This is a genomic window from Paenarthrobacter sp. 22069, assembly GCF_052046035.1.
Taxonomy (GTDB): Bacteria; Actinomycetota; Actinomycetes; order Actinomycetales; family Micrococcaceae; genus Arthrobacter.
In genome coordinates, this window is sequence record NZ_JBQEQF010000003.1 from 139513 (window position 1) to 158108 (window position 18596).

At 66.4% G+C, this 18596-nt stretch carries 18 protein-coding genes; 9 read left to right on the plus strand and 9 right to left on the minus strand.

Annotation, left to right across the window (positions count from 1 at the left end):
- The first annotated feature begins 4 nt into the window (after positions 1-4).
- The 3 genes from ACTJK0_RS03445 to ACTJK0_RS03455 are packed head-to-tail and all read left to right on the plus strand — an operon-like array spanning position 5 to position 2931.
- Positions 5-1231, plus strand: a complete 1227-nt coding sequence (locus tag ACTJK0_RS03445; protein ID WP_440744240.1) for a thiolase family protein — start codon at positions 5-7, stop codon at positions 1229-1231.
- Positions 1231-2055: an enoyl-CoA hydratase/isomerase family protein gene (locus ACTJK0_RS03450; RefSeq protein ID WP_440744241.1), complete on the plus strand. Its 825-nt coding sequence runs from the start codon at positions 1231-1233 to the stop codon at positions 2053-2055. Before ACTJK0_RS03445 ends, ACTJK0_RS03450 begins: the two co-directional genes overlap by 1 nt.
- Before the next feature lie 3 nt (positions 2056-2058).
- Positions 2059-2931 carry a 3-hydroxyacyl-CoA dehydrogenase family protein gene (locus tag ACTJK0_RS03455; protein ID WP_440744242.1) on the plus strand — a complete coding sequence of 291 codons (873 nt, stop codon included), beginning with the start codon at positions 2059-2061 and terminating at the stop codon, positions 2929-2931.
- Between the two features lie 24 nt (positions 2932-2955).
- On the opposite strand, the gene ACTJK0_RS03460 is transcribed toward ACTJK0_RS03455, so the two are convergent.
- Positions 2956-3189 (minus strand): DUF6480 family protein, encoded by a 234-nt coding sequence (locus ACTJK0_RS03460; protein WP_110541626.1) that lies wholly within the window; start codon positions 3187-3189, stop codon positions 2956-2958.
- A 74-nt stretch (positions 3190-3263) separates the two neighbouring features.
- Between ACTJK0_RS03460 and ACTJK0_RS03465 the strand changes: the two genes are divergently transcribed.
- Complete coding sequence (locus ACTJK0_RS03465) at positions 3264-3872, plus strand: GNAT family N-acetyltransferase (protein WP_440744243.1); 609 nt, start codon at positions 3264-3266, stop codon at positions 3870-3872.
- A gap of 10 nt (positions 3873-3882) precedes the next feature.
- Here ACTJK0_RS03465 and ACTJK0_RS03470 read toward each other — a convergent pair whose 3' ends face one another.
- A complete protein-coding gene (locus ACTJK0_RS03470) occupies positions 3883-4803 on the minus strand; it encodes an SGNH/GDSL hydrolase family protein (protein WP_440744244.1) in 921 nt (306 codons plus the stop codon).
- A 155-nt stretch (positions 4804-4958) separates the two neighbouring features.
- Here ACTJK0_RS03470 and ACTJK0_RS03475 point away from each other — a divergent pair, with 155 nt between their 5' ends.
- Both ACTJK0_RS03475 and ACTJK0_RS03480 read left to right on the plus strand, forming a co-directional pair.
- A complete protein-coding gene (locus ACTJK0_RS03475) occupies positions 4959-5690 on the plus strand; it encodes a tyrosine-protein phosphatase (protein ID WP_440744245.1) in 732 nt (243 codons plus the stop codon).
- A 59-nt stretch (positions 5691-5749) separates the two neighbouring features.
- Positions 5750-8065 carry a S1 family peptidase gene (locus tag ACTJK0_RS03480; RefSeq protein WP_440744246.1) on the plus strand — a complete coding sequence of 772 codons (2316 nt, stop codon included), beginning with the start codon at positions 5750-5752 and terminating at the stop codon, positions 8063-8065.
- Positions 8066-8086: 21 nt separating this feature from the next.
- On the opposite strand, the gene ACTJK0_RS03485 is transcribed toward ACTJK0_RS03480, so the two are convergent.
- Positions 8087-8530: a hotdog fold thioesterase gene (locus ACTJK0_RS03485; RefSeq protein ID WP_110541622.1), complete on the minus strand. Its 444-nt coding sequence runs from the start codon at positions 8528-8530 to the stop codon at positions 8087-8089.
- A gap of 142 nt (positions 8531-8672) precedes the next feature.
- Between ACTJK0_RS03485 and paaZ the strand changes: the two genes are divergently transcribed.
- Together paaZ and ACTJK0_RS03495 are read left to right on the plus strand one after the other, a co-directional pair.
- Entirely contained in the window at positions 8673-10784 is a 2112-nt protein-coding gene (paaZ, locus tag ACTJK0_RS03490; protein ID WP_440744247.1) for a phenylacetic acid degradation bifunctional protein PaaZ, read from the plus strand.
- Positions 10785-10982: 198 nt separating this feature from the next.
- A complete protein-coding gene (locus tag ACTJK0_RS03495; RefSeq protein ID WP_440744248.1) occupies positions 10983-11390 on the plus strand; it encodes a VOC family protein in 408 nt (135 codons plus the stop codon).
- A gap of 78 nt (positions 11391-11468) precedes the next feature.
- Here ACTJK0_RS03495 and ACTJK0_RS03500 read toward each other — a convergent pair whose 3' ends face one another.
- The 5 genes from ACTJK0_RS03500 to ACTJK0_RS03520 all read right to left on the minus strand — a co-directional run bounded on the left by ACTJK0_RS03500 (position 11469) and on the right by ACTJK0_RS03520 (position 14799).
- Entirely contained in the window at positions 11469-11774 is a 306-nt protein-coding gene (locus ACTJK0_RS03500) for a hypothetical protein (protein WP_440744249.1), read from the minus strand.
- Positions 11775-11787: 13 nt separating this feature from the next.
- Positions 11788-12138 carry a hypothetical protein gene (locus ACTJK0_RS03505; RefSeq protein WP_440744250.1) on the minus strand — a complete coding sequence of 117 codons (351 nt, stop codon included), beginning with the start codon at positions 12136-12138 and terminating at the stop codon, positions 11788-11790.
- Between the two features lie 112 nt (positions 12139-12250).
- Entirely contained in the window at positions 12251-12889 is a 639-nt protein-coding gene (locus ACTJK0_RS03510) for a TetR/AcrR family transcriptional regulator (protein WP_440744251.1), read from the minus strand.
- A gap of 61 nt (positions 12890-12950) precedes the next feature.
- On the minus strand, positions 12951-14321 hold the full coding sequence (paaK, locus tag ACTJK0_RS03515; RefSeq protein ID WP_440744252.1) for a phenylacetate--CoA ligase PaaK: 1371 nt from the start codon (positions 14319-14321) through the stop codon (positions 12951-12953).
- Between the two features lie 7 nt (positions 14322-14328).
- Positions 14329-14799, minus strand: coding sequence for a hotdog fold thioesterase (locus ACTJK0_RS03520; RefSeq protein ID WP_110541617.1), 471 nt, complete (start codon positions 14797-14799; stop codon positions 14329-14331).
- A gap of 159 nt (positions 14800-14958) precedes the next feature.
- On the opposite strand from ACTJK0_RS03520, the gene pta reads away from it, so the two are divergent.
- The gene (gene pta, locus ACTJK0_RS03525; RefSeq protein WP_440744253.1) at positions 14959-17037 is read left to right on the plus strand and encodes a phosphate acetyltransferase; all 2079 of its coding nucleotides are present in this window, start codon (positions 14959-14961) and stop codon (positions 17035-17037) included.
- 86 nt (positions 17038-17123) lie between these two features.
- On the opposite strand, the gene ACTJK0_RS03530 is transcribed toward pta, so the two are convergent.
- On the minus strand, positions 17124-18455 hold the full coding sequence (locus ACTJK0_RS03530) for an MFS transporter (RefSeq protein WP_440744254.1): 1332 nt from the start codon (positions 18453-18455) through the stop codon (positions 17124-17126).
- Between the last annotated feature and the right edge of the window lie 141 nt (positions 18456-18596).

Below are 18596 nucleotides of genomic sequence, written 5' to 3' on the forward strand. Positions count from 1 at the left end.
TTCCATGGCTGCAACCGCAGGTCCGCAGGCTTTCCTTGTTGGCGGGGTCCGTACGCCGGTGGGCAGGTACGGGGGCGCTTTGTCTTCCGTCCGGCCGGATGACTTGGCCGCGCTGGTGCTCCGCGAAGCTGTGGAACGGGCCGGCCTGGATCCTGAGAGCATCGACGAGGTCATCCTGGGCAACGCAAACGGTGCAGGCGAGGAGAACCGGAACGTTGCCCGGATGGCCACCCTCCTGGCCGGGCTTCCGCTCCACATCCCCGGGATCACCGTCAACCGACTCTGCGCGTCCGGGCTCAGCGCCATCATCCAGGCCAGCCACATGATCAAGGCCGGAGCCGCTGACATCGTCATCGCCGGCGGCGTGGAATCCATGAGCCGGGCGCCCTGGGTCCAGGAAAAGCCCACCAGCGCGTTCGCCAAACCCGGCCAGATCTTCGACACCTCCATCGGCTGGCGGTTCACCAATCCGCACTTCCAGCATGGCGGCCTGTCACGGGACGGAAAGATGACCTACTCCATGCCGGAGACGGCGGAGGAAGTGGCCCGCGTGGACAACATCTCCCGCGAAGACGCTGATGCGTTTGCCGTCCGTTCACACCAACTGGCCCTCGACGCCATCGAGGCTGGCCGCTTCAAGGACGAGATCGTCCCGGTCACGGTCAAGACCCGTAAAGCCGAAACTGTGGTGGACACCGATGAGGGGCCACGTCCCGGCACCAGCATGGACGTCCTGGCAGGGCTGAAGCCCGTGGCCCACGGCGGTTCCGTGGTCACCGCCGGCAACTCCTCGTCCCTGAACGACGGCGCGTCCGCCATCATCATCGCCTCCGAGGCAGCCATCGAGCGGCTCGGCCTCACACCCCGCGCCCGCATCATCGACGGCGCCTCTGCCGGCTGCGAACCGGAAATCATGGGCATCGGCCCGGTCCCTGCCACCCAGAAGGTACTGAAGCGCAGCGGCCTGAGCATCGGTGACGTGTCCGCCGTCGAACTTAACGAAGCCTTTGCCACGCAGTCCCTGGCCTGCATCCGGCGCCTGGGGCTGGAACCGGAGATCGTGAACCGCGACGGCGGCGCCATCGCCCTTGGGCACCCGCTCGGATCCAGCGGGTCACGGCTCGCCATCACCCTGCTGGGACGCATGGAACGCGAAGACGCAAGAATCGGCCTCGCCACCATGTGTGTCGGCGTTGGACAGGGCACCGCCATGCTGCTGGAGAAGATCTGATGGCCACCGCCGTGGACCTGGCGTCCGAAGAGTTCACCGCGCTCCTGGTCGAGGAGCGGGAGGACCGGGTGATGGTGCTCCTCAACCGGCCGGGGGTGAAGAACGCAATCGACCAGCAGATGGTGGACGAACTGCACACGGTGTGCGCCGCGCTGGAACAAAACCCCAAGGTGCTGATCATCGCCGGCGTGGAAGGAGTCTTCGCCTCCGGCGCCGACATCGCCCAGCTGCGGGAACGCCGGCGGGACGACGCCCTTCAGGGCATCAACTCCACTATCTTCGTCCGGATCGCCAAGCTCCCCATGCCGGTCATCGCCGCACTCGACGGCTACTGCCTGGGCGGCGGGGCGGAACTCGCCTACGCGGCAGACTTCCGGATCGGCACCCCCAACGTGCGGATCGGCAACCCGGAAACAGGGCTGGGCATCCTGGCAGCGGCCGGTGCAAGCTGGCGGCTCAAGGAACTCGTGGGTGAACCGCTGGCCAAACAGATCCTCCTGGCAGGGCTGGTCCTCGGCGCCGAGGAGGCCAAAGCGGCCAACCTCATTACCGAAATCCACGATCCCGCAGACCTCCTGGAGGCTGCCCACAGCCTGGCAAGCCGGATCGGGCGCCAGGATCCACTGGCCGTGCGCATCACCAAGTCGGTGTTCCACGCACCGGCCGAAGCGCACCCGCTGATCGACCAGCTGGCCCAGGGCATCCTCTTCGAATCCCAGGCCAAGTTCGACCGCATGCAGGCCTTCCTGGACCGCAGTGCTGCCAGGAAAGCCGGCGCAAACTCCGGCACCCCCGCCTCCGCCAATTCCGCCGACGGAAAGTAGACCATGAGCAACCGTGAAGTCCCTGCCAACCTTCCCGCCCGGACTGGTGTCCTGGGTGGCGGACGCATGGGCGCCGGCATCGCCCACGCCTTCCTGATCAAGGGCGTGGACGTGTTGGTGGTGGAGCGCGACGACGTCTCCGCGGAGGCTGCCCGGGAACGGGTGGAATCGGCGGCCTTGAAGAGCATCGAACGCGGCGCGGTCGATGCCAACTTCGAAGAGCTGGCGTCCCGCCTCACCGTGAGCACCGATTACGAAGACTTTGCCGGCCGCCAGCTGGTAGTGGAAGCCGTCCCGGAAGACTGGGACCTCAAAGTCACGGCACTGCGGGGGATCGAGGAGCGGCTGGCGGACGACGCCTACATTGCCTCCAACACCTCCTCGCTGTCCGTCAACGGGCTCGCCCGGGAGCTGAAGCGGCCGGAAAACTTCCTGGGGCTGCACTTCTTCAACCCTGTCCCGGCGTCCACGCTTATTGAAGTGGTGTTGGGGGAGCGCACGTCCCCCGGACTCGCTGCCGCCGCCAAATCCTGGGTGGAGGCACTCGGCAAGACCGCCGTCGTCGTCAATGACGCTCCGGGGTTTGCGTCCTCACGCCTAGGCGTGGCCATCGCGTTGGAGGCGATGCGCATGGTGGAGGAGGGCGTCGCCTCGGCCGAGGACATCGACAACGCAATGGTGCTGGGCTACAAGCATCCCACCGGGCCGCTGAAGACCACGGACATCGTGGGCTTGGACGTGCGGCTGGGCATCGCGGAATACCTTCAGTCCACGCTTGGGGACCGGTTCGCGCCCCCGCAGATCCTGAAGGACAAGGTGGCCCGGGGCGAACTGGGACGCAAGACGGGCAAGGGTTTCTTTGACTGGCCCAGCTAGACCGTCCGCCTCCTGTAAGAGTGCCTAGTCGAAGAAGCCCACGATGTAGCCGATGAAGTACAGCAGGCTCAGCAGGACCACCACACCGATAATGGCGATCCACAGGAACTGCGTGCCCTTCCGGGTGCCGTGCTCTTCATGGCCCTGCGGGCCTGCAGTGGATGCTTCTCCCGGCGGGGTTTCCCCGGGCGGCACCCCGCCGCCGGGCTCCAGGCCTGTGATCTTGTCATCCTCGGGATCCGGGTTGGTTCCTGACACAATTACTCCCTCGCTCGACGTCGCGGTGCTGTCCCCGGCCTAGCCCGCCCCATGGGCAGGCCTAGGCTGGTGCAGTGACTTTCCTTGAACCCCTTACCCTGACCGGACGCTACGTAATCCTGGAGCCGCTCGCGGAGGAACACCACGACGGCCTGGTGGAGGCCGCCACGGACGGTGAGCTGTGGACGCTCTGGTACACGTCCGTGCCCTCGCCGCAGGGCATGGCCGCGGAAATCCGGCGCCGGCTTGCGCTGCAGCAACAGGGCTCAATGCTCCCCTTCACCACACGGCTGATCGACCCCGGCACAGGGGGCCCGGGGCGGATTATCGGCATGACAACCTATATGAACATCGATGCCGCAACACCCCGGGTGGAAATAGGCTCCACGTGGAACGCGGCCTCTGCGCAGGGGAGCGGCACCAATCCCGACTCCAAGCTGCTGCTGCTGCGGCATGCCTTTGAGGTTCTTGGCTGCCCGGCTGTGGAGTTCCGGACGCACTGGCTGAACCACCAGTCGCGGGAGGCGATTGCCCGGCTCGGCGCCAAGCAGGACGGCGTGCTCCGCAGCCACTCCAGGACCAGTGACGGAAACCTCCGGGACACGGTGGTGTTCTCCATCCTGGACCACGAGTGGCCCGCTGTCCGCGCCGGCCTCGAGCACCGCTTGGCCCGGCGGGGATAGGGAGCGGGCTCTACTGGCGTGCCAGCTCTTTCAGGTTCACCGAAGCAAGCAGCACTGCAGCGTAGGCCTGGTGCCCTGCCTGGTTGGGGTGGAAGTTGTAGTCAGCCGCAAAATTGGTCGGCGACAACTGCAACCATGATCCTGTCACTGAGTTGACCGCGTGCCCGGTAAATGCCGTGGTCACGTCCATGTATTGGATGTCTGTGCGAGGTAACGCATCAGCGATCCGCACGGCCCTGGCGATCGTGGCGTTGAGCGTCACGGTGGCGCCATTCATGAGCCGCTGATTTGCGGATGGAATCGGAAGAACGATTGGGCTGTCTGGGTCGAACAGCAGAGGATAGCCCAGCACGGCCACCTTCGCATTAGGTGCCGACACTTGGATTGTCGTATACGTCTGAACGAGGCTGGCAGTGAGGAAGGCCAACGCTGTGGGTGACTCGGCCTGCGACAGGGCAGCACGGCATGTGGCCTCATCCGAGAAGGCGCAAACACCCAAGACCCGTGCAAAACCAAGATCGTTCGCCCCCGCCGTCATTGAAATGAGGTCAGTTTTTTGCGACAGGGCCCGCTCTTTTACCAACGACCGAATTTGTTCCTGGACAGTCGGAGAGGAAAGAACCTGATCGTAGGTGGGGCTCAGCCTGGACAGGACGGCTCCATGGCACGCGGCATTGTCGAGAAGGTTCGCCGGAAGGGTCGCAGTTACCACATCCACGTAGCCCGGATGACTCTGCCAGCAATCAACCCCTGGCGGTCGATCCGCTTCGCCGGCACCCGTTCCTGCCGTATACGAGTCCCCCAGGGCGGCATAGTCCACTTCGGGTGGCGGCGCCGCGCCGGCGGGAACAGACGCGAAACCAATCGCCATCGCCAGGGCGGCAAGCGCCGCCAAAGCCGTCTGTCGGCGTCGTGCTGTTGCGTTTCTCATCGCAGTTCTCCTTTGGATACCCCTACATGCACAAGCATTCAGGGGTACCGTACGCCTGCAGAGGGCGTCAGTCATCGGTAAGAGCGACCTATCTTCTTCCGGGGTGTTCCCTAATGTGCCATGCGGCCCAGGGCAGCCTGTGGTTAGCTGTGCCAATGGACACAAGCGGCAGGCCCGTGGACTGGGATGGAGCTGTCAACGGCTGGCACGTTTCCGGAGGTATCTACAGGATGGGCCGGCGTGAGTGGCTCACCGGGACGGGTTGGCGGCAGGCGTTCGACGACGGCGTCCGCACCGTCGTGGATCTTCGTAACAGCGGAGAGGGGCAACGCCGGGACAGCGATCCTGAGGTGCCCGCCGGGGCGTTGGCCGGCATCGAGGTGCTGCACGCACCCACGGAAGAGCCGGGCGATCCACGGTTTACAGCCCTCACCGGCCCCTACCTGAACGATCCTGCCCACTATGCGGCGAACGCGCGTCTCTTCCCGGAGAGGCTCGTGGGGGTTTTCCGGGCCATCGCCGTGGCCGCGCCAAAGGGGGGCGTCCTGCTGCACTGCGCTGCCGGCCGCGACCGCAGCGGAATGGTGGCGGCCATGGTCCAGGACCTGGCCGGCGACTCCGACGACGCCATCGCCGAGGGATACCGGCGGGCGGCCCGCTGCATTAACGAGAGGTACCGCACCCATGGGCCACCGCACAGCCGGGAACGCTACCTGACTGAGGCCGAACTGGAGCCCCTCCTGGAGCAGCGCGGGCTCGCCGTCGTCGCATTCGTCCGGGACCTGGACACCCGCTCCTACCTGGTGTCGAACGGGCTGAGTCCCGCAGATTTGGATTCCGTTCTGGCCATTTGCCGTGTCGGCGCCGATACACTGGGACCAGTGTGACTCATGTGACATGAGGTGCTGCTGTTTCCTCTGTCACGTTGATCGGCAGAGAGACGGACATGATCGGGACAACATCACCAGGCGCCAGTACATCCCCGCAGCAAAAGCCGGGGTCCAACGCCGCCAATCTGCGGCGCAGACTCTCGCTGGGCGCAGCAGCCGGCGTGCTGGCATCCTCCGTATTCGTGGCAGCCCCCGCCTTCCCTGCAGGCGAACCGGACGGCGGGCAGTCGCCGCAGCCTCGCAGCGCTTCGGCCCCCGCCTCACAGGCCACCGCGACTCCGACAACGGGTGCCGCCGGTTCAGGCACGTCCACAGCCCTCTCCCAGGCAGCGCTGGATGATGCGGTGCAGCGGGACCTCAAGATGACGCCGCAGGAGTTCGAGGCGGCAGGGGAGCTGGGCGCGCAGGCAGCAGCGGTGGCTGTCCGGCTGCGCCAGGTCCCGGGTTATGTGGGAATCCGGATCGAGGGCCGCACCGTCGTCGTGACCGGGTCCGGCAGCGACCTGGAGAGGGCGGTTGCCGCCCTTGCCGGCAATGCTTTCCCGTTGTCGCTCGAAGCGCCCGCTGCGCAGCTGGCCCCGCCGGCTCCCTCGCCCTCCGCGGCTACCGACGGCTCCAGGTCACAAGTGGCACTGAGTACCGGGCAGCTTTTCCAGGCATACATCCGCGACGTCGGCCCGCAGGGTTTGCAGGCTGTCATGGCGGCCGGCGGGAAATTCGTGATCAGGACCGGTGGAATCAACACGCCGGAGGCGCTTTCCGCCACTTCCCCCGCAGCCGGCGCAGACGCCGCAGGCAAGACCACCGGCAAAATTTCCCCTTCACAGTTTGTGTCCCGCTACGCCAACGTGGAGCTCGACGGCGGGACTCCGCTCAAGCCCGAGGCGGACGTTCCCGGTGGCGTCGGGTACCAGACGGACCTCGGGTTCATCTGCTCCACCGGCTTCTCGGCATTCGACCCGGCGGGGCTTCCCGCCGTCCTCACTGCCGGTCACTGCGCGTCGGACGGTGCCGCCAAGACAGCCACACTGGAATTCCAGGGTGTGCCCGCGGGGCTGCTGGGAAAGTTCGGCTTCAGCCAGTTCGGCGGCCCCGGTAACTCGCCGGTTCTGGACCCCAGTACGCCCGTGGGCCCCGACTACACCGCCATCACAGACCCCGGGAATGTCGGGACAGACATATCCGTCGTCCAGTCGCTGAGACAGGACATCGATCCGCTTCCCGCTGCCAGCACCTGGGGCGACCCGTCAGTGCCCGGGCCGGACGTGAAGATTATTGGTTCTGCTGATCCAGTGGTTGGAATGCCTGTTTGCCGGTCCGGGAGATCCTCAGCCTGGTCCTGCGGAACGGTGGACGCCGTGGGGATCTTCCTGGTACCGGGACCTGACTACAAGAAGAACGCCAATGACATCCGGGCCTTCAACGGCTTCCTGTCCTACGGCGTACAGTCCAGCGGTGGCGACTCCGGCGGGCCTTACCTCAGTGGAAATTACGCCTTGGGCACCCACTCCGCCGGCGACACCCCGGACGAGAATGGGAACGTCGTGCAGAATTTTGCTGTCGCAGCAACCCTGCGGGACAGCCTGGCTGTGCTGCCCGGCTACCAGTTGGAACTCTTCCTCAACAAGCCTGCCGTGACGGCACCCGCACCCGGTGAAACCTACAAGCCCGGGCAGGTCATTACCGGCCAGGTGCCCGCGGCACCCGCATCCGCGGTGGCCGCCGGGTCCAAGGTCCGGGTCACAGTTGAGGGGAAAGACCCATTCGAGGTACCCGTGGACGCCGCCGGCAACTGGAGCTACACGGCTCCGCAGGGCACGGAAGCGTTAAAGTTCACGGCCGAAACGGTCAACGGGTTCAGCCGGTCGGGCGCCAGCAGTTTCGAGTTCGCGGCCGCCACGGCGGAACCGCCCACCCCGACGGCAAGCCCGACGCCGACTGCGCCGACGGCAAGCCCGACGCCGACAGTTACTACGACGGCAAGCCCGACGCCCACAGTCACTACGACCGCAAGTCCGACGCCCACAGTGACCACGACGGTCACTCCGGCGCCAAGCAGTCCTGCTCCTGCTCCAACCATCCCTGGCCCGACCACGCCTGCTCCGACCACCGTGGCGCCCGTCGACCCGTCGCCTGCCCCACCGACTGAAACTCCCGCCGTCGTGCCTCCGCCGGCGGCCAGCGCGGCTCCCAGCGCACCCCCTGCGGACCTTGCCAACACCGGTGGGCACAGTGATCCTGGCGCCGGGGGCCTGGCCTACACCGGAGCGTCCGGTGTGGTCACCATTGCTGCTTGTGCTGCGGGCGCACTCGCCGTCGGAATCCTGCTCATGGTTCTGGTCCGCCGGCGGAACAGGCGTGCGTCACGGTAACCGCACGGACGTCAACCGCGGTCAGCTTTTTCTTTTCATCAGCAGGTTGGTGATGCGCAGGGTGCACAGCCGCTGGCCGGCCTCGTTGGTAATGAGCACCTCGTGCGTGGTCAGCGTGCCGCCCAGGTGGATGGGGGTGGCGGTGATGGTGATCTGGCCTTCGCGGGCGGAACGGTGATGGGTGGCGGAAACATCCACGCCCACAGCCGTTTTGCCCAGGGTGCTGGCGTGGATCACGGCGGCCCACGAACCCACCGCTTCGCCCACGGCAAGGGAAGCACCGCCGTGCAGCAGCCCGAATGACTGCCGGTTGCCCTCGACCGGCATGGTGGCCACCACCCGCTCCACGGACTCCTCCAGGATCTTGACACCCATTTTCTCGTCCAGTTCCCCGAGGGTGATCTTCCAGAGCTCGTGCGCGGAGGGCTGGCTTGGGGCAGCGTCCTGGGGTGAGGGGGCGTTCATGCGTTCTCCTTTTGGTGGCCAAGCGGTCCTGGCCTTCTAGTCTGCAGCACGGTGCTTAATGTATGGTGAATATATTACCGAACGGACGGTCAGTAATGACCGCTCTTGTTTGCCTGCCCCCTTGTTGGAAGGACCGTCAACGATGACCACCACAGCCACAGCCCCCCAGGCCACGGTCGACACCGTGGAGACAGTGCCCAGCTTCGTCATGGATGCCTGGTGGACGCCCGACGCCGGCGCGCTGGGATCCGCCGTCCCTGTCAGGGATGCGAGCACGGGGGAGGTCCTGGCCAAGGTGAGCACGGAAGGCCTGGACCTTGCCGCGGTCGTGGAGCACGGCCGGACCACCGGCCAGGCAGAACTCGGCCGGCTGACGTTCCACCAGCGCGCGCTTAAGCTCAAGGAACTGGCGCAGTACCTGCAGGCGCGCCGCGACCACTTCTACGCGTTCTCAGCCCAGACCGGCGCCACCAAGCTCGATTCCATGGTGGACATCGACGGCGGCATCGGCGTCCTGTTCACGTTCGGCTCCAAGGGCCGGCGCGAGCTTCCCAACTCCCAGGTGGTGGTGGACGGCCCCATGGAGGTGCTGTCCAAGGACGGATCCTTCGCGGGCGAGCATATCTACACGCGCATCCCCGGCGTCGCCGTGCAGATCAACGCCTTCAACTTCCCGGTCTGGGGCATGCTGGAGAAATTCGCCCCCGCATTCATCGCCGGCGTTCCCACCATCGTCAAGCCCGCCACCCCCACCGGGTACGTGGCCGCCGCGGTGGTCAAGGCCATCGTGGAGTCCAACATCCTGCCGGCCGGGTCACTGCAGCTGGTCTCCGGCTCGGTCCGCGGCCTGCTCGATGTGCTGGACTACCGTGACCTGGTGGCCTTCACCGGCTCCGCTTCCACCGCCAAGTCCCTCAAGGCGCACCCGAACGTGGTGGAAGGCGGCGTCCGCTTCACGTCGGAGACAGACTCCCTGAATGCCGCCATCCTCGGCCCCGACGCCGTGGAGGGCGCGCCGGAATTCGACGCCTTCGTCAAGTCCGTGGTCACCGAAATGACCGTCAAGGCCGGCCAGAAATGCACCGCCATCCGCCGCGCCATCGTTCCGCAGGAACTGGTGGCTGCCGTGTCCGCGGCGATCGGCAAGCGCATTGCTGAACGCGTGGTCCTCGGTGACCCCCGCGGCGAGGGCGTCACCATGGGCGCCCTGGCCTCCGTGGAACAGTTGGAGGACGTCCGCGCCGCCGTGCAGTCCATGCTCGACGCCGGCGGTGAGCTTGCGTACGGGACCCTGGATTCGCCGTCGGTCACCTCCGCCGACGGAACCACCGGGGTGGTGGACGGCGGCGCGTTCATGGCCCCCGTCGTCCTGAACTGGGACAACCCCGATGCGGAAGCCATCCACTCGCTGGAGGCATTCGGGCCGGTGTCGTCCGTGATCGGCTACAAGGACCTGGCTGACGCCGTCCGCCTCGCTGCCCGCGGCGGCGGTTCGCTGGTGGCATCGGTATGCACCAACGATCCCGAGGTGGCCCGCGAACTGGTCACCGGAATTGCCGCGCACCACGGCCGCGTGCTGATGCTCAACCGGGAGGACGCCCGCTCCTCCACCGGACACGGCTCACCGGTGCCGCACCTGGTCCACGGCGGACCGGGACGCGCCGGCGGCGGCGAGGAACTGGGCGGCATCCGGTCGGTGCTGCACCACATGCAGCGCACCGCCATCCAGGGCTCGCCGAACATGCTCACCGCCGTCACCGGCGTCTGGCACACGGGGGCGGACCGCAACTTCACGGTGGAAACCGAGGGGACGCACCCGTTCCGGAAGCACCTGTCCACTCTCCGGATCGGTGATGCCGTCCGCTCGGACCTGCGGCAGGTGACCCTTGAGGACATCACTGCATTCGCCAACTCCACCGGCGACACCTTCTACGCCCACACCAACCAGGAAGCTGCGGAAGCCAACCCGTTCTTCCCGGGCATCGTGGCTCACGGCTACCTGCTGCTCAGCTGGGGTGCCGGCCTGTTCGTGGAACCCGCACCCGGTCCCGTCCTTGCCAACTACGGACTGGAGAACTGCCGCTTTGCCAAGCCGGTGGCCGCGGGCGACTCCATCCGCGTGACGCTCACCGCCAAGAAGATCACCCCGCGCGAAACGGACGAATACGGCGAGGTGGCCTGGGACGCCGTCCTCACCAACCAGAACGACGAGATCGTGGCCACCTACGACGTCCTCACCCTGGTCGAGAAGTAGTTTCAACGCCCGCTCACTTTTGGCGGTCTCTCTCTGAACGCCCGCTCACTTTTCTTGGGAAAGTGAGCGGGCGTTTGGTTTTTGCCGCCACAGGTGAACGGGCGTCCAGGGTTTCCGCGTCGAATACGATCGGGCGATTCCGGGCGGTCCTTTTTCGGCCGTGGAAGCGTAAGATTCTGCCCGTAGGAGGTGGCCCCCATGAGCCTGAAAATGAATACCGCCACTACCATCCTGCCGGTTGATGATGCCGCCCGTGCCCACAGCTTCTATACGGAGAAACTCGGGCTCCCGCACCGTGGCCAGGCTGATGATGGCAGCGAGTTACTCGGCACCGACGGCGGGCCGTTGCTGCAGCTGATGCCGGTTTCCGATGGCGAGCACTCGGAGCACACTGCCCTGAGCTTTGAGGTCACGGACATCGAAGCGACCGTCCGTGACATGGAAGCCAGGGGCGTGATGTTCCAGGATTACGACCTGCCCACCCTGAAGACGGAAAACCACATCTGCACCACGGAGTCGGAGAAGTGCGCGTGGTTCATGGACACTGAGCACAACATCCTCTGCGTCCACGAAAACCTGGGCAGCAAGCTGGAGTACCAGGTCTAGGCAAGCCAGCCGTTAAACACAGCAGCAGGGGTGCCCCGGTCAGATCGGCGCACCCCTGCTGCTTGCTCTATCCGGGTATCAGCTTTCGGCGCCGCCGTGCAGGCTGTCGTCGCTGCTGTCATCCTCGCGCCCGGTGCCGCGGCCGTCTTCGCTGCGGTCGGAGAGGTCCATGTTGCCGCGGGCCTCGTCCATCGTGGGCCCCCCGGAGGGGACGCTATACGTGTCCGGCCGCACGCCGTGCGACTGTTCCTCGATCAGGGCCTGCTCCTCGCTGAACCGGATCACGTTGGCCTCGTCGCCGGCGTCGCCGGGGACGTCCTCGCGGATTTTTGACGGGTCCGGGATGATGAATCCAGCCTGGGGTTCTTCCTTGGGGTGGCTCATGTTCTTTTCCTTTCTATCGGGTGGTTGTGCTCGCTGGGCGGTCGGTGAGGTCCACCTTGATGTCCAGGCTCTGGTCGCCGCGCTTGACCTTGAAGCCTACGGTGTGGCCGGGATTGCACTTGCGAAGTTCCGGCAACAGCTTCTCCGGCGTGGTGAGCTCCACGCCCCTCCACGGACTGCAGCACGTCGCCGGCGCGGACTTGGCGGAGGCCGACGACGGCGCCTGGCTTGAGGAGGTGCCGCTGGTGGCCCGGGGGCTTGGCATGCCGGTGCATCCGCTGAGCGTGAGGGCAGCCATGAGGGCCCCGGCACCCGGGACTGCCGGGAGACTGCGGGAACGCTGTCGATGGCTGGCCTGGCTCATCAGGACCTCCCTCCGGACGGTGGCTTTTAACCACCGTAGCCGCGTAGAGGGGAAAATACCAAGCACACTTAGTATTGGCCGTCAGGCGTGGGAAGAGAGCGGCACGTATTGGCTATGCGTCCGCGTGCAGGCCGTCGAATGCCATGGTGATGACGTCGTCAGCCAGCCGCTGCGGCGAGAGGGAACCGCCCGGCTTGTACCACTCCACGATGGAGTTGATCATGCCGAACAGGAGGCGCGAGACCGTGCGGGGGTCGATGTCGGCACGCAGCGAGCCCTCCTCGCGGGCAGCCGAAATGAGGACGGCCACCTTGTGGTCGAAGGTGCGGCGCCGTTCCAGGGCGTCCCGCTCGATCTCGGTGTTGCCACGAAGGCGCAGCAGCAGGGTGACGAAGGGCAGGCGGTCCACCAGCACGGCCACCGTCTGCCGCAGCACGAACTCCAGCCGGGCGTCTGCCGCTCCGGAAGTGGCCTCGGGCTGTTCCAGGATGGCTTCCAGACCGCCCAAGGCATGGTCGAGGGCGAGCTTGAGGAGGTCGCCCTTGGACGGCACGTGGTGGTAGATAGCGGACTTGGAGATGCCCAGATTCTCGGCCAGGATTCCCATGGAGGTGGCATCGTAGCCGTGCCGGTTGAAGACGTCGACGGCGATCCGCAGCACCGACTGCTGGTCGTAGCCGGGGCGGCCCCGTTTGGTCCCGGCGGTGCTGGAAGTTTCGGTGGTGCTGGTGGTCTGGCTGGCGCTGGGCATAGTCGCTAGTTTCTCACGAACGGTCGGTAAGTCCGGGGACGGCGCAGCACCACCGAAACATTCAGGCCTTGGGGCGGAGGTCGTAGATGCGGCGCAGCTTGCCGTTGGACCGCTCCAGCGACCCCGGCTCCACCACGTCCACGGTGCAGGAAGAACCCACGTGGATCTTGATCTGCTCCTTCAAGGTGCGTGCCGCCGTCGTGCTCTGCTCGGCGGTGACCGCGTCGCGGCGCTCAATGCGCACGGTCAGCTGGTCCATCCGCTGACCTTCGGGGCGGGTGAGCTCGAGCTGGAAGTGCGGGCTGAGCTCGGGGATCCGCAGGGCGATTTCCTCGATCTGGGACGGGAACAGGTTCACGCCGCGCAGGATGATCATGTCGTCGCTGCGGCCGGTAATGCGGCCCATCCGGCGGTGCGCGGGACGTGCCGAGCCGGGCAGCAGGCGGGTCAGGTCCTTGGTGCGGTAGCGGATGATGGGCAAGGCTTCCTTGGTCAGCGACGTGAAGACGAGTTCGCCGTGCTCGCCGTCGCGCAGGACGTTTTCCTTGCCCGGGGCGGGGTTGAAGGCGTCGATGATCTCGGGGCGGAAGTGGTCCTCCCAGATGTGGCTGCCGTCCTGGGTCTCCACGGCCTCGCCGGCGACGCCCGGGCCCATGACCTCGGACAGGCCGTAAATGTCGCATGCCTTGATGTTCATCATGACCTCGAGCTCATGCCGCATCTCCTGCGTCCACGGCTCGGCGCCCAGCACGGCGAACTTCAGCGAGGTGGAGGCGGGGTCGATGCCCATGTGCGCCATGGCGTCGGCGATGGTGAGCAGGTAGGTGGGCGTGGCCAGGATGGCGTCCGGCTTGAAGTCCTGGATCAGCTGGATCTGGCGTTCGGTCTGGCCGCCGGACATGGGAATGACGGTGCAGCCCAGGGCCTCAGCGCCGGCGTGCGCACCCAGGCCGCCGGTGAAGAGGCCGTAGCCGTAGGCGTTGTGGACCTTCATACCCGGGCGGATGCCGGAGGCGCGGAAGCTGCGGGCCACCAGTTTGGCCCAGTCGGCCAGATCCTGCTTGGTGTAGCCGACCACCGTGGGCCGGCCCGTGGTGCCCGAGCTGGCGTGGATCCGGGCCACCTCGCTCTGCGGCACCGCGAACATCCCGAACGGGTACTCCTGGCGCAGGTCGTCTTTGGTGGTGAAGGGGAAGTTGCCCAGGTCCTCGAGTTCGCGCAGGTCACTGGGGTGGATGCCGGCCTCGTCGAACTTGCGCTTGTACAGCGGCACCCGCTCGTAGGCGTAGGCGACTGTGTGCTGCAGGCGGCTGAGCTGGAGGGCTTCAAGCTCGTCGCGGGAGATGGTCTCCTCACGGTCCAGTCCGGCGTCGGTGCCGTCCGCCGGGGTGGATACGGCAGCGGCGGGGGTTTCGGGGGCATGCAGGGTCATGGTTTTCCTACTTCTTGGGGATGGTGCGGCTGCGTCCACGGAACTCGGCGACGAGTTCGCCCGGGGAGCTGGGCTGGGTTTCGGAAGCCGGTGCGGCAGCGTCGGCGGCAAAGATCTGGATGTCATAGAGGCCACTGCGTCCGGCGCTGGAGCGGCGGTCCGCGACGGCGGTGAGCACCTGGCCGCGGAATGCCGGCTTAAGGAAGTTGATGTCGACGCCGGACGCCACGGTAATGGTGCCTTCCTCGCCGGGTGCAGGCTGGATGGGGTTGCACGCGAGGGCGAAGGCGGTGTCGCCGAAGGCGAAGATCATTCCGCCGTGGGCCATGCCGAAGCCGTTGAGCATTTCCTGCCGGAGGGTCATCCGGATGGTGGCGTGGCCGTCACTGAGCGCGAGGACCTCGATGCCCATCCATTCGGAGGCGTAGTCGTTTTCCAGGATGGGGTGGGTGGCCCCGGAAATTGTTGCTTCAGCCATGCGTCATTGCCTCCAGCTTTATTTACCGAATGTTCATTAGGTAATCCCATGAGGGGGGTCGGTGTCAAGGGGAGGTGCGCGGCCACCTTTTGCCACGGGGGGCGCTCGGAGTGCAAGGATGGGGGGACCGGCAGCAGCAAGAACAGCAAAGGGCGGACCATGGCCAAAGGCATCTACGTCAGCGCAACCACCCCCGGCTCAGGCAAGTCCCTGGTGGCCTTGGGGCTGGCGGACACCCTGCACCGGCACGCGGACAGGATCGGTTTCTTCAAGCCCGTGGTCCACGGCCCGGCCGCAGCTGACGATCCCATGGTGGCCCTGATGAAGGCCCGGTTCGCCCTGGAGGACGAACGCTGCCGCGGCGGCCTGACCTACGACGAGGTGCGCACCCTGCTCGCCGAGGGCAACCGCGCGGAAATCGACGCCCGGTGCGTGGAGATCTTCGCGGACATCGCCCGGAACTGCGACGTGGTGATCGTGGAGGGAACGGACCTGGTGGGCCAGGACTCAGCCGTCGAATTCGATCTCAACGCCCGCCTGGCCAACAACCTCGCCACGCCCGTGGTGGCCGTCGTGGGTGCCAAGGGGCGGACCGTGACCGAGACGGCGGCCGCCGTCGAAGTGGCACGGAAGGAGCTCGCGGCCGAACGGTGCGCGCTGCTGGCCATCATGGTGAACCGCGCCGATCCCGACCATCTCGACGACATCGCGGCCGCCCTGAAACCGGGCGCCTCCGGCCGTCCGGTGTACATCCTGCCCGAGCTGGAGGAGATCGCCCGGCCCACCACCGGCGAAGTGGCCGCCGCCCTCGCCGTGCGGCAGATCGCGGGAACGCCGGACATGGAACGCGACGTCAAGGACATCAAGGTCGCCGCCATGAACGTGGGCAACTTCCTGAACGTGCTGGACGAGGGCGCCCTGGTGATCGTGCCGGGGGACCGGGCGGACGTAATGGTGGCCTGCCTTGCCTCCTCCTTCTCACCCGAATTTCCGGTGGCGTCGGCGCTCATCCTCACCGGCGGCCTGGCCCCCGACGCCAACATCTACCCGCTCCTGGCGCAGGCGCCGTTCCCGGTCTTCGCCGCCGACGAGGACACGTACCAGACGGCCCGCAGGGTCTCCGAGGTACGCAGTGAAATATGGTCCGGGCACCGGCGCAAGGTGGCGTCGGCCCTGGGCCTGTGGTCCCGCCGGGTGGACGAGGCCGAACTGGTGGAGCGGCTGCACCTACCCAGGGCCGAGCGGATGACCCCGCTCCGGTTCCTGCACGACCTCATCGAACGGGCCCGGGCGCAACGCCGCCACGTGGTGCTCCCGGAGGGGACCGATGTCCGCATCCTGCGGGCTGCCGAGATCCTCCACCGCCGCGACGTGTGCGACCTGACGCTCCTGGGCCCGGAATCCGATGTCCGGGAACTCGCCGCGGCCAACGGCATCGACCTGTCCGGCATCAATGTTATCGACCCCGCCTCCTCGGAACTGCGGCCGAAGTTTGCCGGGAAGTACGCGGAGCTGCGGGCGCACAAGGGCGTGGACCTGCCCAAGGCGCTGGAGATCATGCAGGACGTCAGCTACTTCGGCACCATGATGGTCCAGCTGGGCGTGGTGGACGGGATGGTGTCCGGCGCCGCCCACACCACCGCGCACACCATCCGCCCCGCCCTGGAGTTCGTGAAGACGCGCGAGGGCGTGAAGATCGTGTCCTCGGTGTTCCTCATGCTCATGCCGGACCGGGTGCTGGTTTACGGGGACTGCGCCGTCAACCCGGATCCGAACGTGGAGCAGCTGGCGGATATTGCCCTGGCCTCGGCCGAGACCGCCGCCCAGTTCGGTGTGGAACCGCGGGTGGCCATGCTCTCCTACTCCACCGGCGGCTCCGGTGCCGGTGAGGCCGTGGATGAGGTGCGGCAGGCCACCGAGCTGGTGCGCCAGCGCCGCCCGGACCTCGCCGTGGAGGGTCCCATCCAGTACGACGCCGCGGTGGATGCCTCCATTGCCGCCTCCAAGATGCCCGGTTCCTCCGTGGCAGGCCAGGCCACCGTGTTCATCTTCCCGGACCTGAATACCGGCAACAACACGTACAAGGCGGTGCAGCAAAGCTCCGGCGCCGTGGCCGTCGGACCCGTCCTGCAGGGACTGCGGAAACCTGTCAACGACCTCTCCCGCGGCTGCACGGTGGAGGACATCGTGAACACGGTGGCCATCACCGCCATCCAGGCCCAGGCTCCGGCTTCCTAGGCGCCTGCCAGGCCCTGCAACGCCAAAAAGTACGACGCCGGCACCTGGGTGGGTGCCGGCGTCGTACTTTTATTGGGACTAGGGTCCTAGGCGGCTGCCTTGACCTTCAGCGGCTCGATCCTGCCGATGACGAACAGGTAGTTGGCCGCGCCAATGAGGGAGATCGCGCCGATGACGGCCAGCGGTGCCACGAAGGATCCCGTCTGGTCCACCAGCACGCCGATCAGGATGGGCGTGAAGATGCCGGCCAGGTTGGACGCGAAGTTCTGCAGACCGCCGATGGAGCCGACATGGCGTGAGCTCGGGGCGACGTCGGCAGGCAGGGACCAGATGCCCGTGGCGGCCACGGTGAGGCTGGAGTAGGCGACGGACAGCAGGGCCAGGGCCATCCAGGCTTCCGGAACCAATGCGGCGAACATGATGACCGAGCCTCCGGCCAGGCCGCCGGCGATGGCTGTCTTGCGCACCTTGCTGACCGGGGACCCTGCGCGGACGGCACGGTCGGCCAGGTATCCGCCGAGCCAGCCGAACAGGACCGCGCAGATGCCGGGGATGGCGCCGAAGAAGCCGAGCTTGAGGAGGTCGAAGCCGCGTTCCTTGACCAGGTAGCTGGGGAAGAACGTGATGAAGAAGTAGATGGCGCTGTTCAGGCAGAAGAAGCCGAACATCATGCTGAGGATGGTGCGGTACTTGAAGAGCGAACGCCAGGGGAGTTTGGCTGCGCTTTCGTCATCGCTTGCTGCGCCGCGGGCGCCGCCCTCCTGGATGTAGCCGACCTCTGCGGCGTTGGCGCCGGCGTGCTCTTCCGGGCTGCGGTAATACTTCCACCAGACGGCGGCCCAGATGATGCCGAGGACGCCGATGATGATGAAGACGGCATGCCACGAGGTGAAGGCGACGATCAGGGTCACGATGGGCAGTGCGATCACAGCACCCACCCGTGAGCCGGAATCCCAGATGCTGGTGGCGAATGCCCGTTCCCGAACCGGGAACCAGGTGGCCACCACCTTGGCGGCGGTGCTGGGTGCCGGGCTTTCGCCGACCCCCAGGAGGAAACGTGCGGCGAACAGGGTCCAGAAGCTGGAGGCGGCAGCCGTGACCATGGTGAACACCGACCACCACAGCGCGGCCAGGGAGAACGAGCGGCGGGGACCTACTTTGTCCACGTACCAGCCGGCGGCCAGCTGGAAGAAGTCGTAGGCCCAAAAGAAGGCGGCGAAAATGAGCCCCTGCTGGGTGGCGCTGAGCTCAAAGTCCTTGCCCATGAAGGGCAGGGCGACACTGAGGCTGGAGCGGTCAAGGTAGTTGATGCTGAGGCCAATGAAGGCAAGCCAGATGATCACCCAGCGCTTGCGGGTCATCATGCGGGGCTGCCGGGGTGAATTGGCAATGGAGGTCTTACTTCCGAGCGTAGTCATGCGGTCTCCTTCGACATATACATGGCTTCGGGTGCGGGGCGCACGGGCGGGAGGGGGAGACGCGGAAGATGTCAGCGCCAAAATCGTATAGGAATCGGCTTAATCATATAGAAAGTGTGACGGGGATCAAGTGCCCGCCCG